This is a genomic window from Gracilibacillus sp. D59, from assembly GCF_052246695.1.
In the GTDB taxonomy this organism is placed as follows: Bacteria; Bacillota; Bacilli; order Bacillales; family Amphibacillaceae; genus Gracilibacillus.
In genome coordinates this window covers 335527-350452 of record NZ_JBQQCK010000002.1, presented here as the reverse complement: position 1 = coordinate 350452, position 14926 = coordinate 335527, and the positions used below count along the sequence as shown (strand labels likewise).

Sequence of the window (14926 nt, the reverse complement as noted above, 5' to 3'; positions counted from 1 at the left end):
TCAATTACAAGAAATATTTTTTGGGAAAAATCAAATCAACTATCTACCATTCTCTATCTTTTTCCCGTATACTAGAATGATAATAGTTCTCAATTTGTTAAGGAGTATATAATTAATGTCTTTATCCAGAGGAAATAAACCAAGTTCTACTCAATCAAGACCACTGGTTGCTTCTTTTATCATTATCGGTGGTTTTCTTATATTTCTACTTTCATTAGTAATTTCCATTTTATACGGTGCGGCAGAAGTCGATTTACCGACGATTTGGCAAAGTCTCACCCAATTTGATCCAAATAAAACAGCACACCAAATCATCCGTAATTTACGGCTTCCCCGCGGATTAGCTGCTGCCTTGATTGGAGTAGCTCTCGCAGTTTCCGGTGCGATTATGCAAGGGATGACCAGAAATGCTTTAGCATCACCTTCCATTATGGGAGTAACGGCTGGAGCAAGCTTTATGATAGCAGTGGCAATCGCAATAACACCTCAAGTTTCATCTGTTGCCATGATGATATGGGCATTTGCTGGTGCCGGGTTAGGTGCTGGTATTGTTTTTGGTGTAGGATCTATTTCGAAAAGTGGACTTACTCCTGTGAAATTAGCATTAGCCGGTACTGCTGTAACATCTATGTTAAGCGCGCTTTCTTCAGGTATTGCAATTCATTTTAATATTGCAAAGGATATGAGCTTCTGGTATGCAGGCGGAGTGGCCAGTGTCCAATGGATACACGTACAGCTACTGGCACCTATTGTTATCATAGGTCTAGTCATCGCCCTTTTACTAGCAAAATCTATAACCGTTTTAAACTTAGGAGAAGATGTTGCAAAGGGACTTGGACAACAAACAGTCCTGCTTAAAATCATGGGAATGACGGTTGTACTCTTGTTGACAGGAGCAGCTGTTGCTGTTGCTGGAACAATTGGCTTTATCGGTTTGGTCATCCCCCACATCACACGTTTTCTCGTTGGGGTTAATTATCAATGGATCATTCCTGCTGCAGCTGTCTTAGGTGCTATATTGCTAGTTCTGGCTGATACAGCATCACGTATGGTGAATCCGCCATTTGAAACACCAGTAGGTACGATGACTGCATTAGTAGGGGTCCCTTTCTTCCTCTATCTTGCCAGACGTGAAGGGAGAGGATTGTAATGTTATCACCAAAAAGAAAAACCGTGCTGTTGTTCTCCGGTCTGCTTCTCGCGATTATAGTGACACTGTTAATATCGCTTAACATGGGGACAATGCCGATTGCTCCCATAGACGTATGGAAAACAATGATTGGACAAGGGACGGACCAGAATCAGCTTGTCTTATTTGACTTCCGTCTACCACGGATGGTAATAGCACTTTTAATTGGGGCAGGTATGGCAATATCAGGCGCTATATTACAAGGGGTAACCCATAATGAATTAGCCGATCCTGGTATTTTAGGAATAAATAGCGGGGCAGGCTTTGCTGTTGTTTTATTTATGTATTTAACACAAGGAAGTACAACATCCCATGTATTTGTTCTTCCGTTAGCTGCACTTGCAGGAGCAACGGTAGCCGCTATATTAATCTACCTGATTTCTTGGAAAAATGGTATATCTCCGATTCGATTAATATTAGTAGGTATTGGTATTAACGCTGCTTTTTCGGCTTTAATTATTGTCTACCAATTGAAAATGGATCCAGATAATTTTACCCAAGCAACCATTTGGTTATCCGGTAATATTGCAGGAACAGATTGGACTTATACATTAGCGTTACTGCCGTGGGTACTTATTCTGCTGCCGATTACATTTTATAAAGCAGGAACATTGGATGCCTTACATCTTGGCGATGAAACTGCACAAGGTCTTGGAACACATGTTGAAAGGGAAAGAATGTTTTTACTTTTTATTGCAGTAGCACTTGCTGGTGCGAGTGTAGCTGTTGGGGGCGCAATTGCTTTTCTCGGTTTGGTGATCCCTCACCTAGCACGAAAATTAGTTGGAGCACGTCATAAGCATATGCTTGTAATCTCTGCTTTATTAGGGGCGCTATTATTACTTGTAGCTGATACAATAGGTCGAAATATTCTTGCACCATCTGAAATACCTGTAGGTTTAATTGTTTCACTAATAGGGGGATGTTATTTCATCTATCTCTTAATGAAAACTTAGCAATTATTTGTTATGTTAGTAATAGTACTTAAAATGGAACAGGAGTTGATGATCGATGTATCGCAAAGTAGATGATTTTATTACAGATTGGAAAAATGGTGCACAAGGAACCATTCAAGTACTTGAATCATTAACAGATGAAAAGCTTGATCAAGCTATTGTAGAAGGGCACAGCACACTCGGTTGGCTTGGCTGGCATTTAGCTACTGCTCCTGCCTTTTTCGCTGGTGTTGTTGGATTAAACGTCAAAGCATCTGGTAACCCAAGTCAAGTTCCTGCTCAAGCAGAAACTATTGTCCAAGCATACAAAAAAATAGTAGATGATGTGCAAAAGGAAGCAGAACTGTTAACCGATGATCAGTTAGCTGAAGAAATCGACAGCTTTGGCAATACAACAACCCGTGGCGCTATGCTGCGTACGTTAATTGACCATCAAACACACCATCGTGGGCAAATGACGGTACTCCTTCGCCAAGCAGGATTAAAGGTTCCAGGTGTAATGGGTCCGACCAAAGAGGAAAGTAATTAAGGAAAACTGGGCAAAAGCGCCCAGCCCTTATAACAAGCACTTAAAGTTTAATTTAAGTGCTTGTTTTTTATTTTACTCACTATATTCTCTATGTGCTTCCGTTGTTAACTCAATTCCACCTCGTGCTGTTTGATAAACAGTCACCTTTACAGAGGCAGGTTCGATCGCCCACACGATATCATCTGCTATTTGAGCTGCTAATGATTCACAAAAAGCACCATGATCACGGAATGACCATAAATAAAATTTCATTGATTTTGACTCAATGCACTTATGGCGTGGTGTATAGGAAATCTCCACTTTGCCGAAATCTGGCTGACCAGTTTTCGGACATACTGCGGTAAATTCTAGTGCACGAAACGTTATATTTTGCACATTTGGCGCATCAAATGCTTCTTGTTTTAACACTTCTTTACCTTCTTCTACACTACTTGGTCTTGGCATTGGCCCTGACCTTGGTAGATAATAATTCTCTGACATTTTTATTCCTCCCAGTTTTGATAAAGCAGGATGGTTGCGAACTGCTTCTATTAGTCTAAAAAAGCATTATAGCAGAACTTATTGGAATTGCCAATCTGAGTTACTGATAGAGATTATAAAGTAAGCCTTCCAACAGTGGGGGTTTTACGGACGATCAGCACCTTGATTAAAATGCTCTTCCAATGTATGCCGTCCATATTTTGGCGCAGTCATATCATCAAGTCCCATAAACGTTAGAAAAAATTCGATAGGTCCATAGGTTTTACTACTAGTAAATGTCTTGGCAAGTTTTAAAAGAGTTAGTCGGATCCAATCTGGAATGTACGTTATTTTAGGTTTTTTATTCAATGCAGAAAATGCTAGATGTGCAATTTCATTGAGAGTTAATACTTCCGGACCACCAACCTTTATTTCTGACACCGACCTGTCAACGGCTGCCACACATACTTCTGCTAAATCCTCACCATGTATGGGATTTATTTTGGTTTGGCCATCTCCAAATAAATATACTCTTCCTTTTTTAGCCATCTGGTAAAAATCTGTCATATCTGAAAGAAAACCGTTGGGCCGAATAATCGTATAATCTAACCCAGACTGACTTAACTCATCCACAAATCTTTCTTTAGCAGCACAAATTTTCACATTCCTCATTTTGTCTCCCTTTAAAACCGATACATAAATAAATTTTTTCACACTGCTTCGTTTAGCTTCCTCTAATATATTTATATTCGCTTGGTAGTCAACATCCATGTATGTAAGCCCATCTTTTTGTCGTGTTATACCAACCGTTGAAATTACTACATCAATACCTTCACTACAGTTTGCTATCGTTGAAGGTTTTGTCACTTCTCCCTCTATCAGTTCATAATGGTTTTCAACTTGCGGGAGCTTCTTCGGATTTCGAACAACGACTTTAACCGAATAATTCTGATTCACTAATTCCTTTAAAAGAAAATTCCCTAGATATCCTGTAGCACCTACCAACAGTACCGACGGCTTTTTATTCATCACTTTTGCCACTCCTTTGGACAGGATAATGATTGACGGAATAGGATAAAATCAATTTAGTAAAAAAAGTAATACCGAACCACATAAGATAAATAGGTACTTGAATCACATACATATACGTGATGATTCCAATCACCCACAAGATGCCTGACCATAATTTTTTATCATCCTCTTTTATAAATTCTACAATTAATATAGATGCCAATACTGGATATAACCAAGTATAGAGAAAAACAGAGACACTCAGATCAAACGATAGAAAAATAATAAATGGCTGTAAAATGTGCAGCGAGTAAAATACTAGTCTTACTCGAGCGTTTGACAAATGATAGTTATTGGTCGAACGAGTCATATTGGCCATAATTCCGCCAAGATCATCCCAGGCAAGCAGTATGATAATAATTTTTTGTAATAAGCTGGTGTGTTCACTGATAATAGGAACGAAAAATGCTAAAACAATACCCATAAACAGAGAGAAGATATTTATCAACCATAAGTCCACTTGCCTTGGTTCCATTCCAAAGAAAAACTTAAATTCATTTTTTAACAAGCTCATACAACCATCTCCTGTATAATTATTATAATTTTAACTATACATTCAACGGTGATGGTTGTATTGTATAAAATCAGCATCATGTAATATAGATTGCTCGACAACTCCTTTGTTTGAATCATAATACGCTCTTGGTGATACGCCTGAAAACCTTTTAAATTCTCGGATCAAATGTGATTGATCATAAAACCCTATGTCTGTTATCAATTGTCCCCATTCCGGAATAGACTGAAAATGATTAAGTATTTGTGTAAAACGAATAAGCCGACTATATTGTTTAGGCGTAACACCAATAATGGTTTTAAAATGCCTTTCTAGTTGGGATACAGATAAATGATACTTATTGGCAAGCTGACTGATAGGTATATTTCCATTCTGAGATATCAAATGTTGAATAATCCATTCCATTTCTATATTTCTATTTTCACTGTATATTTTCTCTTTCATAAAGAACCTGTTAGCTAATTGAACACGTTCACTATTACAACGTGCAAGCAATAACTGATTCGGCAATCGATGTATCCTCTCTCCACAATCTCTACTCGGAATGATTCTATTCGTGAAGTCATTAGAATTCGCCTCCAAAATGAACGGCAAAGCAGACGGTTTAAACACAATTGAAAACAACCCTAAATCACCTGTATGGTAAAAATACCTTGGCTGATCTTGTAGGGGTATGAGTGTAGATTTAGGCATCACGTTCAGTTGATCCTGGCCCACCTCAAAGTACTGACCCTTATATACAACAATGAATTCTGGATAATGTAAGGGAAATATCTTTTCATGTACCCCTTGAGGTTCGGGTGAGCACTCCAGTGACCAGTAGCCGTAAATTAATGTTGACAACCGTTTTTCGGGTGGAAATTGCATATATCTTCTTCCACTCATGCTTATATTCTCCTTTAATCTTTCTACTTAAAGTTCTAATTTTTATTAAGGAAGCTTTGGGACACTATGGAGAAAGTATATTTAAAAAGGAAGCAGTCGCCACAACGCTGCTTCCTTCTCCCTAGTGATATTCTTTTTCAAATTTCTTCATAAAGGCTATTAAATCTTCTACACCTTCAACTGGCATCGCATTGTAGATACTTGCGCGCATACCACCAACAGAACGGTGACCTTTTAACGTTTCTAGTCCTTCTGCTTGTGCCGCTTTAACAAATTCCGCATCTACATCATGGTCTGGTATTACAAACGGAATATTCATAAGAGAACGACTATCTTCTTTTACCGGTGAAGCGTAAAATGAAGATTGTGCCACATAATCATAAAGCAATGCCGCCTTCTTCTCATTGCGTGCTTGCATTTCGCTTAATCCGCCTAATTCCTTCAACCATTCAAAGACAAGCTTTGCAATATATACGCCAAAAGTTGGTGGTGTATTGTAAAGAGAGTCACTCTCACTATGTGTCTGGTAGTCTAACATTGTCGGACACTGTTCAGACGCATTTCCGATTAGATCATCACGCACGATCACTACCGTTAAACCTGCAGGTCCGATGTTTTTTTGTGCACCGGCATAAATCACACCAAATTTAGATACATCGATCTCTTCAGATAAGATATTAGAAGACATATCTGCAACTAGTGGAACATTGCCAGTGTCCGGAATCTCACGGAATGAAGTACCTTCAATCGTATTATTCGTCGTAATATGCACATAATCTGCTTCAGGATCTATGTTGCTTGTATTAATCTCCGGGATATAAGTGAAGTTCTCATCTTCAGAAGATGCAATCTCGTTTACTTCGATAAACTTCTTCGCTTCTTTCATCGCTTTTTTAGACCAAGAACCAGTGTTTACATAGTCTGCCTTGCCATTTTTCTTTAAGTTCAATGGAATAGCTGCGAATTGCTGGGAAGCACCGCCTTGGACAAAAAGTACCTTATAATTGTCAGGGATTTGCATCAATTCACGTAATAGGCTTTCGGCTTCCGTGATAATATCAGTAAAAAGGCCGGAGCGGTGACTTAATTCCATCACAGACATACCGGAGTCTTTATAATTTGGTAATTCTGCTTGCGCTTTTTCCAAAACTTCTAATGGTAACATAGAAGGTCCTGCTGAGAAATTGTGTACTCGTTTCATCTTTAACCACACTCCTAATTAAAATTAAACAGAAAGAGGTAAGGAATAATATATCCTTACCTTCGCCCAGGCGAGCGGCTATCGATACTACGTGCTCCCTTGCGGTTAATCCGCACCCTCGCCAGTTACACATAGCCTTTTACTTTGTGAAAATTATAACAATATTCAAACTATTTTTCAATTAATTTTTCGTAAATGTTCTAAATAATAGTTGAAGAACTATTTTATCTTCACTCTATCCTACAAAATAATTTTCCCAAAAAAAATAAGTAAGAAAATCGTAACAGTTTCCATTTACAATGTGTGATAAAATGGCTAATAGAGAACTTAATGCTAGGAATGATAACATGCAGACGATAATCTTTGATGTTGATGACACTTTATACGATCAGTTACAGCCTTTTCGAAATGCGGTTGTTCAGCAGTTAGATACATCCTTCTCCGAATCGGAGATCGTATCTTTATATAAAATAAGCAGAAAATACAGTGATGAAGTTTTTGAAAAGTATATGAGTGGTGAGATTACTGCTCTAGAATTACAAACTTACCGCATCACCAAAGCTTGTGAAGAATTTGGCATAGCCCTCAGCTATGATCAAGCAGTTCGTTTCCAGGAAGTATATTTTACGGAGCTGCAAAACATACAATTGTTTGATCCGATGAGACAACTGCTCGAACAATTGTCCGAGCAAGGTAAACAGTTAGCGGTTTTAACCAATGGTGAGCTTGACCATCAGATGAGGAAAGTCAAGCAGCTACAGCTCACAAACTGGATTCCTGCTGATCATATTTTTGTCTCTGGAGCCGTTGGGCACTCGAAGCCTAGCCTCCAAGTCTTTGAACACATTGAGAGAAAACTAAAGTTAGAGAAACAAGAAATACTCTATATTGGCGATTCATTTGAAAATGACATCTTCGGAGCAAAAAAAGCAGGATGGAATGCCGTTTGGGTGAACCATCGAAAACGAAAAGCTTCACACCATAAAGTAAAACCCGATTATATCGTAGAATCTCCTGATGACATTTTAACGATTGCACCTAAGTGGAGGGATTAGCTTGCGATACAAAAGAGAAGAAGGCTTCCGTTATACATTTAAAATTCCTTTAGAGGCTACTTTTCAAATTACGAAAATAAATGATGAACAAACAGAAAGCAAGACAGGGAAAGCATTTATTTATGATATAAGTCCTAGAGGATTAAAGCTTTCTACTGAATTTGATTTGCACTACAAAAAAAATCAGATTGAAGTAAGAACAACCTTTACATTACAGTCTGAACATACAGTTACCGGTGAAATCGTTTGGCAAGATGAGAATTACCGAGAAGGCTATTTCTATGGCATTGACTTGCATATTAGTGACGATTCATCGAGTTCTATTGTTCACGAGTTAAAACATTATGTGAAAGATAATCATTTCCATCAGGATTGACTTCTTTCGTTTTGGAGTGAGATTGTTGAATTCAAAAAAAGTACTAGGCATATTATTTGCTGTCATGTTCTTTGTGATGGTTGGATTCGGAATTATTATTCCTGTCCTGCCTTTTTACGCAGAAGAACTTGGCGCATCACCATTTGAGTTAGGTTTATTAATGGCAACCTATTCGGTTATGCAATTTTTATTCGCCCCAATGTGGGGGAGATTTTCTGATAAAATTGGACGAAAACCTGTATTAATGATTGGTATTGCCGGTTTGGCACTATCATTTTTCTTGCTTGCCCTAGCAACACAATTATGGATGCTATTTGCCGCCCGTATTATTGGTGGCTTATTATCTGCTGCCAACATGCCTACCGTAACGGCATATGTGGCAGATATAACTAGTGAAGAAGATCGTGGTAAAGGAATGGGAATTATCGGTGCAGCTGTAGGTCTTGGTTTTATCTTCGGTCCTGCTATCGGTGGTGTCTTTTCCTCCGGTAATTTAGCGATTCCGTTCTATTTATCAGGTATTTCTTCTTTGATTACCTTTATGCTAGTTGCGCTTGTCTTAAAAGAATCGTTAACTGAAAAAGGTGTAGAACATGGAAAAAAACGACCATCTTTATTGGAAGCATTTAAAACACCTACTGCGAATTTATATGTTTTGCAATGGTTTGTTTCGGTATCTTTAGCAGGGCTTGAAGCGACATTTGCCTACTTTGCGTATGATCGTGCCGGTCTTGGAACGGTTGAGCTTGGCTATATTTTTATGATCATGGGTTTAGCAGGAGCAATTGTTCAGGGTGGTTTAGTTGGCCAAATGACGAAAAAATTAGGAGAAGGAAATGTGATTCAAATCGGAATCATCGTCTCCGCTATCGGTTTTACACTTATTTTGTTTATACAGAATTTCCTTACCGCAGCGATATTTCTGACTGTCTTTGGTTTAGGGAACGGTTTGATTCGTCCAAGCGTATCATCACTGCTAACGAAAAAAGCAACATCCGGCTATGGACAAGTTACTGGACTTTTATCTTCTTTCGATTCCTTAGGCCGAATTGTCGGACCACCACTTGGCGGAATGTTGTACGGGATGGCGATCATTATGCCTTACGTATCTGGTATCATTTTATCCGTTCTGGCTCTAGGTATTTATTATTTGTATAAGAGTCGTACAAATACCACAGTGGGACACGCATAATATCGAAAGCATGTTATCTGATAGGGTAACATGCTTTTTTATATATTCTACTTTCACACGATTGAATTACTGTGTATACTTGGATTAACACTAAAGGAGGGATTCCAATGTCTATCCCTAAACCACTTGTTCAAACAAACCAAACATTTATATTAATCACTGTTTTATTCGGTTTGTTCATTCATCCGATAATTTTACTATTACCTTTTGTCATCGGAGTTATTACCTTAATAACGAAAAATAACCCGGTAATCCGAATAGGGAAAAACTTTTTGAAAAAGCCAGCCAACGCCTATCCACTAGAAGATAAAGCACAGCAAATCTTTAACCAATGGATTGCTACAGTTTGTATTGGGCTATCGCTATTATTCTTTACTCTGCAAATCAATTGGCTTGCTTACACTTTCAGCACTATGGTTGTAATAGCTTCCGCCCTCGCCCTTGCTGGGTACTGTATCGGATGCACCATCCGTTATCGCTACATGATGTGGAGACATAAAAGAGGTTCTGAGACGCAGGGATAACCATTCCCGTTTTTCATTAAAGCATGCTATCTGGAAGAAAGATAGCATGCTTTTTGCTTACACTCTGTTTTTCAACGATCTTCCTTCTACTTTTAGTAAAGAAGAAAATATGCGCATAAAGACTTCATAGTGATCTTCTTCATCACGTAATTGCTCTTGGTAATGCCGCAAATGCCTTGCAACATCTTCTCTTGTGCGGATATCAAATTGATAAAATTCTCCGATAGGGAAATATAAAGAATCACAAAAAGGAAGGAGAATACCGGCAGTTATCGAGCCTTGCTTTGGATAGGAAAAGGTGGGCAGAGGGTGGAAAATTTCTAATGTTTTCTCCGTCTCAATATCGACTGCAACAAAAGCATTAGCACCAATACGATTACCGATATAATAGTACGCTGGAGTAACATGTCGCCATTCCTGGAACCATGATTTTAAAACAGGCCATTTTTGAAAGTAGCGTTTATTTTCTTTTACAAAGTCTAGGAAACAATTAAAGGAAGGATTTAACTTTACTTCATAGGCGAGGCGCCACCAAAAAAGATTTTCAACGATAGGGTCGTGCTTATTTTCGGGGATATTATAATCATTGGCAAATTCTTCGAAACCGGGACTAAGATCTGGCAAGTATTTTTGATAAGCATATTTCACAAACTTCAAATAAACATTCATAAGCAATTCTCCCCGAAGCTCCTCGGACAGCGTCATTTCATGCCGGAATTTCACAGGCCTTTCTTGCGGTTTTGAAAACCGGAAGTCATTTCTTTCATTTCTTTGAGTCATTACATCAATCCTCTCTTTTTAAATTGATTGCACCAAAGCACACATATATATTATTCGAGGTAATCTTGCAAATTCCTGCAAAAAAAATAAAAGTTAGTTTAGTTTGAAGGAAGCACAGGGGAAGCAGCCATAAATTGGTCATTCACCCTGTATCTTTGTTCTATCAAACACTCTTAACCGGTAGCTATTTTTAGCGGTGTGACCAAGTTGATCGAGAAGGTTATAGTTAGCGTAGGCTCCAACGATAGCTCCCAAACCTGGTACCATTTGCAATAATTTAACAAGGTCGATGTAGTCACGGTATTCTTGCTGGAAAACGCGCCAATCCATATCTGCTAAACGGTCTTTCTCTTCGTCCCAGTACTTAATTAAATGATATACTTCTCTTCTTTTATTATCATTAGAAAAAGCGAGTTGAAAAACATGCAAGATAAATAATCTTTCTTCATACTTCGATGTATCAAAACCATAAATCGTTGCCACTTCAAATAAAAATTTCATCTTAATGGATAATAGCAACGGAAAATCAGCCAAACCTAAAAAGATACCACCCGCTCCGGTTCCAGCACCTTCAATCATAGCAGTTTTTCGATAGTTCTCTAATTTCTGCTGTAATAATACTTCCTTATCTTCTAACAATTCTCCGACATCCTGGTTCTTTCTTGTGGTAAAATCAGAACCAACTAATGTCGTTTGAACCATATGCTTAATCGCTTCAGTCATGATTTGATGTGCTTTTTCCGGTATATAACTGTTGATTTTATTTTGTGCTTTTTTCGACAGTTGTTGAAAGGTACTTTTTCTCTTTAAAATCTTTAACTCCCAATCGAGCATTTCCTGATATGCCTGTTGCTCATATAGATTCATTTTACATCTCTCCATTTTCATTCTTAGTCATTCATACGTATCATCACACGAAAAGTTTCAAAAACCTCTTGACCATCACGTTACGTTATAGCTTAAGATTTACTTGAAAGGGTGATCAGTATGCAAGTCAAAGAAGTAGCTGTCTTAACTGGTATAAGCGTGCGCACCTTACACCATTATGATGAAATCGGTCTATTATCACCTGCTAAATCCGTGGAAAATGGCTATCGTATTTATTCCGATGAAGACCTGGCAACCCTTCAACAAATTTTATTTTTTCGAGCATTAGATTTTCCATTAAAGAAAATCAAAGAAATCATGTCTAGTTCTTATTATAACCGTTTAGAAGCACTAGAAATGCAAAGAAAGATGTTATTGGATAAACAAAAGAATATCAACACCATGCTCGAAACCATTGAAAAAACCATTCAAAATGAGAAAGGAGATTACCATATGAGTAAAGAAGAAAAATTTCAAGGCTTTGATTTCAGCAACAATCCCTATGAGGAAGAAGCAAGACAACGCTGGGGAGATAAGAAGGTAGATGAAGCTAATCAAAATGTTAAAAACATGACTAAGGAACTGCAAGAAGAAATGAACCAGATATACAAAGAATTAGCTGCCATTCGTCATGTCGACCCTACTTCAAAAGAAGCACAACAAACCATTAAAAAGTGGTATGATTTTTTAAACGACCATTTCACTTCCTATTCACCGGAAGCATTTCAGGGCTTAGGCATGATGTATGTACAGGATGAACGATTTACCAAAAATATTGATCAATTTGGTGATGGCCTCGCCAAATTCATGAGTGAAGCGATGGACGCATTCGCAAACAATCAAAAATAAGCTGTAACTAAGTGATCGTTGGTCATAGTACCGATGATCACTTTTTTTGCACGTTCAAAAAGATAACGGTCATTACCATTGTAGAGCATACTATACAGTGAAGGCCACCCGCTTCAACTCTTTCAAGACGGTGTTCTCCGTGGAAAGGAAAGTATGTAGCCGAAGCGATTTTCTTGCCCACGATAACTTATAATAAACGACATGACTAGTCAACTATCTCTTTATTTATTTGACATTTTAAACATCCTACCTTACTAGAAAAAGCCCACATTCATGTAGGCTCCTTTATTTGAATGGCTAATGGTTGATCTTCGTTGTCATACATTACTTGATTTTTACCATTTCGCTTTGCTTTGTATAGTAATTCATCTGCTTGTTGAAAAAAGGTCTCCTTCGACATATCAGAGGTTAACCCCTTTAAGCCAACACTCACCGTTATATTTTCATTCAATTCCTCATGATATTGATTCGCTATATACAATCGAAGACTTTCAATTGTTTCATATGCTTCTTCTAAACTTTTATTTGTAAGAAGAACGGCAAACTCCTCACCACCATATCGTGCAACTATGTCATCTTCTGTCACCTGTTCAGCTATGGCAGTTGCAACTCGTTTTAGAACTAAATCACCTTTAGTATGACCATAAGAATCATTAATCTGTTTAAAGTTATCGATATCGACTAAAGCAAGTTGTAGTGGCATCCCTTGTGAAATACTTTGTTCATGCAAAAAATCTAAATATTCATGGAATGTCTTATGGTTATAGTGGCCCGTTAGCGCATCAACCTTTGATAACCGTTCCATCATGGCACTTTTTACAATTAATTCTTTTTCTTTTTCTGCTGCTCGTTGAAGGAATTGAAATACTTCATTTCCTCTTTCTAATATAAGAAGATACGCCACATAACCCGCCCATAATACGATATGATAGGAAAAATACGAGTAAATAGTCCCTGCTTCTCTAATAGATGGTAATGCATATATGGAGGATAGCGCAATTAAATTAACGATCAAACTAAAGCGTAGCTTCCTTTTATCAAAGTAAATTAAACTGACTGCCATCGCTAATAAAAAGAGAAGTTGTAATCCAGGTACGTTGGGGTGGCTGACAATAGTTACCAGTGCTGCAAGTGTGCCGGAGATCATTAATAATTTCGAACTGTAAACTTGTTTATGATGAATGACGTAATGTGTAATCAATAAACTGCCCACTTGAATAGAGGAAGGGATTATTAATTTATATATAGTAAAACTAGTAATATTATCAGGGTAAAAATAAATAGTTACTACTAAACCAATTGTCTGCCCCAAAAAGGCAATTATTACCATCAACCAATATATATAAAGGATTTTCTTAGTCCAAAGCTTATTATTTAAACGTGTCGGTTTTGTCCCTATCATTCTTTTACCACCTTTGTCACATCCGAGCTAACTCTATTATACACAGGTCATCGGGACTATTCACCCATTATTTTCAATTAGTTTATATTTTTTGGAAGAATGACTAAAAAAATACATTTTAATTGGTAAGTAAAAAAATGACTCAATACCTAATTTAAATACATATTTTTCCCACGTTCCATTATGAATGTAAATCTTATGTTTAGTTAGCTATTCTAAAGGTTATCGAAAAGTGTAAGCAATATTAAGGAGGTTATTTTGAATGAATCTAATGAGAGCAAAAGAAATTAAAGATGATCCAGTTATGAAGGATGTTGTCTATAACGGTAAATATGTTTATATCGAGGATGTGAATGACGAAACACAGCAAGCCCTAGTAAGATATACTAAAGAAGCAGCAGGAGAATTCGAAGTGGATGTTACAAACTTAGTAGAGAAATAAAAGGAATTAGAACGTTTATAGCAATTGAGGGCATTGAACTTCTTGCATGAGCTGAAACACTAAATGAAAGTGTTTCAGCTTTCTTATTATTATATTACAATTTCATTACAAAAGATTAAATAAACTTATTTCATGATTAAAACTATAAATCGGTGGTATTTAATAATTAAGATATTCATAAGATGGATTTGTAAGATTATCTAATGGGGATTTGATTTTAGCTAATTTTCCTCATGAATCTTACACACAGGCATTTTTGAATATGGTATTATATTTATGGAAGTGGAGCTTAATAGGATAAGCATTTCACAGCCAGTTTAATCCGCTAGCCTAAATCGTTATTGCTCCAAAAAAATTTCAAGGAGGAATTCTGTATGAGGTGTAAAAGTTGTAGTGGTGAAGGGTTAATACGTTGTCCAGATTGTTCTGGTGAAGGTATCGATTACGGTATTCACAAATGTGAAACTTGTGCTGGCGAAGGGGAAATGGCTTGTTCCACATGTGAAGGAAGTGGAAAAATAGGCTTCTTTGAAAAATTAAGGTCAAAAGCATAGATATAAAAAACTGTTCAAAACCCAAGGTGGATTTTCACCTTGGGTTTTGAATGCTCACTTCTAGTTAATTCCTGGACGTCA

Annotated in this window: 18 protein-coding genes and 1 riboswitch; of the genes, 10 read left to right on the top strand and 8 right to left on the bottom strand. The window is 37.4% G+C overall.

Annotated elements, in window-relative coordinates:
* The first annotated feature begins 115 nt into the window (after positions 1-115).
* The 3 genes from ACTWP4_RS04925 to ACTWP4_RS04915 are packed head-to-tail and all read left to right on the top strand — an operon-like array spanning position 116 to position 2674.
* Complete coding sequence (locus ACTWP4_RS04925; RefSeq protein WP_443127644.1) at positions 116-1150, top strand: FecCD family ABC transporter permease; 1035 nt, start codon at positions 116-118, stop codon at positions 1148-1150.
* Positions 1150-2145 (top strand): FecCD family ABC transporter permease, encoded by a 996-nt coding sequence (locus ACTWP4_RS04920; protein ID WP_443127643.1) that lies wholly within the window; start codon positions 1150-1152, stop codon positions 2143-2145. The genes ACTWP4_RS04925 and ACTWP4_RS04920 overlap by 1 nt, the downstream gene beginning before the upstream one ends.
* A 55-nt stretch (positions 2146-2200) precedes the next feature.
* Positions 2201-2674 (top strand): DinB family protein, encoded by a 474-nt coding sequence (locus ACTWP4_RS04915; protein WP_443127642.1) that lies wholly within the window; start codon positions 2201-2203, stop codon positions 2672-2674.
* Positions 2675-2746: 72 nt separating this feature from the next.
* On the opposite strand, the gene queF is transcribed toward ACTWP4_RS04915, so the two are convergent.
* From queF to serC, 5 genes are all read right to left on the bottom strand, one after another.
* On the bottom strand, positions 2747-3154 hold the full coding sequence (queF, locus tag ACTWP4_RS04910; protein WP_443127641.1) for a preQ(1) synthase: 408 nt from the start codon (positions 3152-3154) through the stop codon (positions 2747-2749).
* Positions 3155-3298: 144 nt separating this feature from the next.
* The gene (locus tag ACTWP4_RS04905; RefSeq protein ID WP_443127930.1) at positions 3299-4162 is read right to left on the bottom strand and encodes an SDR family oxidoreductase; all 864 of its coding nucleotides are present in this window, start codon (positions 4160-4162) and stop codon (positions 3299-3301) included.
* A complete protein-coding gene (locus ACTWP4_RS04900) occupies positions 4155-4718 on the bottom strand; it encodes a hypothetical protein (protein WP_443127640.1) in 564 nt (187 codons plus the stop codon). Before ACTWP4_RS04900 ends, ACTWP4_RS04905 begins: the two co-directional genes overlap by 8 nt.
* A 42-nt stretch (positions 4719-4760) precedes the next feature.
* Positions 4761-5603 carry an AraC family transcriptional regulator gene (locus ACTWP4_RS04895; protein ID WP_443127639.1) on the bottom strand — a complete coding sequence of 281 codons (843 nt, stop codon included), beginning with the start codon at positions 5601-5603 and terminating at the stop codon, positions 4761-4763.
* Between the two features lie 121 nt (positions 5604-5724).
* Entirely contained in the window at positions 5725-6804 is a 1080-nt protein-coding gene (gene serC, locus ACTWP4_RS04890; protein WP_443127638.1) for a 3-phosphoserine/phosphohydroxythreonine transaminase, read from the bottom strand.
* A 57-nt stretch (positions 6805-6861) separates the two neighbouring features.
* Positions 6862-6943, bottom strand: a riboswitch (ZMP/ZTP riboswitch).
* Between the two features lie 208 nt (positions 6944-7151).
* Here serC and ACTWP4_RS04885 point away from each other — a divergent pair.
* From ACTWP4_RS04885 to ACTWP4_RS04870, 4 genes are all read left to right on the top strand, one after another.
* A complete protein-coding gene (locus ACTWP4_RS04885; protein ID WP_443127637.1) occupies positions 7152-7859 on the top strand; it encodes an HAD family hydrolase in 708 nt (235 codons plus the stop codon).
* 1 nt (position 7860) lies between these two features.
* Positions 7861-8235: a PilZ domain-containing protein gene (locus tag ACTWP4_RS04880; RefSeq protein ID WP_443127636.1), complete on the top strand. Its 375-nt coding sequence runs from the start codon at positions 7861-7863 to the stop codon at positions 8233-8235.
* A gap of 25 nt (positions 8236-8260) precedes the next feature.
* On the top strand, positions 8261-9427 hold the full coding sequence (locus tag ACTWP4_RS04875) for an MFS transporter (protein ID WP_443127635.1): 1167 nt from the start codon (positions 8261-8263) through the stop codon (positions 9425-9427).
* A gap of 107 nt (positions 9428-9534) precedes the next feature.
* The gene (locus tag ACTWP4_RS04870; RefSeq protein WP_443127634.1) at positions 9535-9951 is read left to right on the top strand and encodes a DUF4395 domain-containing protein; all 417 of its coding nucleotides are present in this window, start codon (positions 9535-9537) and stop codon (positions 9949-9951) included.
* 57 nt (positions 9952-10008) lie between these two features.
* Here ACTWP4_RS04870 and ACTWP4_RS04865 read toward each other — a convergent pair whose 3' ends face one another.
* Entirely contained in the window at positions 10009-10620 is a 612-nt protein-coding gene (locus ACTWP4_RS04865; RefSeq protein WP_443127633.1) for a hypothetical protein, read from the bottom strand.
* Between the two features lie 249 nt (positions 10621-10869).
* The gene (locus tag ACTWP4_RS04860; protein ID WP_443127632.1) at positions 10870-11598 is read right to left on the bottom strand and encodes an EcsC family protein; all 729 of its coding nucleotides are present in this window, start codon (positions 11596-11598) and stop codon (positions 10870-10872) included.
* A gap of 114 nt (positions 11599-11712) precedes the next feature.
* On the opposite strand from ACTWP4_RS04860, the gene ACTWP4_RS04855 reads away from it, so the two are divergent.
* Positions 11713-12447, top strand: a complete 735-nt coding sequence (locus ACTWP4_RS04855; protein WP_443127929.1) for a MerR family transcriptional regulator — start codon at positions 11713-11715, stop codon at positions 12445-12447.
* A gap of 271 nt (positions 12448-12718) precedes the next feature.
* On the opposite strand, the gene ACTWP4_RS04850 is transcribed toward ACTWP4_RS04855, so the two are convergent.
* Complete coding sequence (locus ACTWP4_RS04850; protein WP_443127631.1) at positions 12719-13849, bottom strand: GGDEF domain-containing protein; 1131 nt, start codon at positions 13847-13849, stop codon at positions 12719-12721.
* A 262-nt stretch (positions 13850-14111) separates the two neighbouring features.
* Between ACTWP4_RS04850 and ACTWP4_RS04845 the strand changes: the two genes are divergently transcribed.
* Positions 14112-14291: an H-type small acid-soluble spore protein gene (locus tag ACTWP4_RS04845; protein ID WP_443127630.1), complete on the top strand. Its 180-nt coding sequence runs from the start codon at positions 14112-14114 to the stop codon at positions 14289-14291.
* Between the two features lie 374 nt (positions 14292-14665).
* Positions 14666-14845, top strand: a complete 180-nt coding sequence (locus tag ACTWP4_RS04840) for a hypothetical protein (protein ID WP_443127629.1) — start codon at positions 14666-14668, stop codon at positions 14843-14845.
* Positions 14846-14926 lie beyond the last annotated feature (81 nt).

Coding starts and splice junctions, on each gene's coding strand:
- ACTWP4_RS04925 (WP_443127644.1), top strand. CDS start 116: ATGTCTTTATCCAGAGGAAATAAACCAAGTTCTACTCAATCAAGACCA.
- queF (WP_443127641.1), bottom strand. CDS start 3,154: ATGTCAGAGAATTATTATCTACCAAGGTCAGGGCCAATGCCAAGACCA.
- ACTWP4_RS04860 (WP_443127632.1), bottom strand. CDS start 11,598: ATGAATCTATATGAGCAACAGGCATATCAGGAAATGCTCGATTGGGAG.
- ACTWP4_RS04900 (WP_443127640.1), bottom strand. CDS start 4,718: ATGAGCTTGTTAAAAAATGAATTTAAGTTTTTCTTTGGAATGGAACCA.
- serC (WP_443127638.1), bottom strand. CDS start 6,804: ATGAAACGAGTACACAATTTCTCAGCAGGACCTTCTATGTTACCATTA.
- ACTWP4_RS04850 (WP_443127631.1), bottom strand. CDS start 13,849: ATGATAGGGACAAAACCGACACGTTTAAATAATAAGCTTTGGACTAAG.
- ACTWP4_RS04840 (WP_443127629.1), top strand. CDS start 14,666: ATGAGGTGTAAAAGTTGTAGTGGTGAAGGGTTAATACGTTGTCCAGAT.
- ACTWP4_RS04915 (WP_443127642.1), top strand. CDS start 2,201: ATGTATCGCAAAGTAGATGATTTTATTACAGATTGGAAAAATGGTGCA.
- ACTWP4_RS04865 (WP_443127633.1), bottom strand. CDS start 10,620: ATGAATGTTTATTTGAAGTTTGTGAAATATGCTTATCAAAAATACTTG.
- ACTWP4_RS04895 (WP_443127639.1), bottom strand. CDS start 5,603: ATGAGTGGAAGAAGATATATGCAATTTCCACCCGAAAAACGGTTGTCA.
- ACTWP4_RS04905 (WP_443127930.1), bottom strand. CDS start 4,162: ATGAATAAAAAGCCGTCGGTACTGTTGGTAGGTGCTACAGGATATCTA.
- ACTWP4_RS04845 (WP_443127630.1), top strand. CDS start 14,112: ATGAATCTAATGAGAGCAAAAGAAATTAAAGATGATCCAGTTATGAAG.
- ACTWP4_RS04870 (WP_443127634.1), top strand. CDS start 9,535: ATGTCTATCCCTAAACCACTTGTTCAAACAAACCAAACATTTATATTA.
- ACTWP4_RS04885 (WP_443127637.1), top strand. CDS start 7,152: ATGCAGACGATAATCTTTGATGTTGATGACACTTTATACGATCAGTTA.
- ACTWP4_RS04920 (WP_443127643.1), top strand. CDS start 1,150: ATGTTATCACCAAAAAGAAAAACCGTGCTGTTGTTCTCCGGTCTGCTT.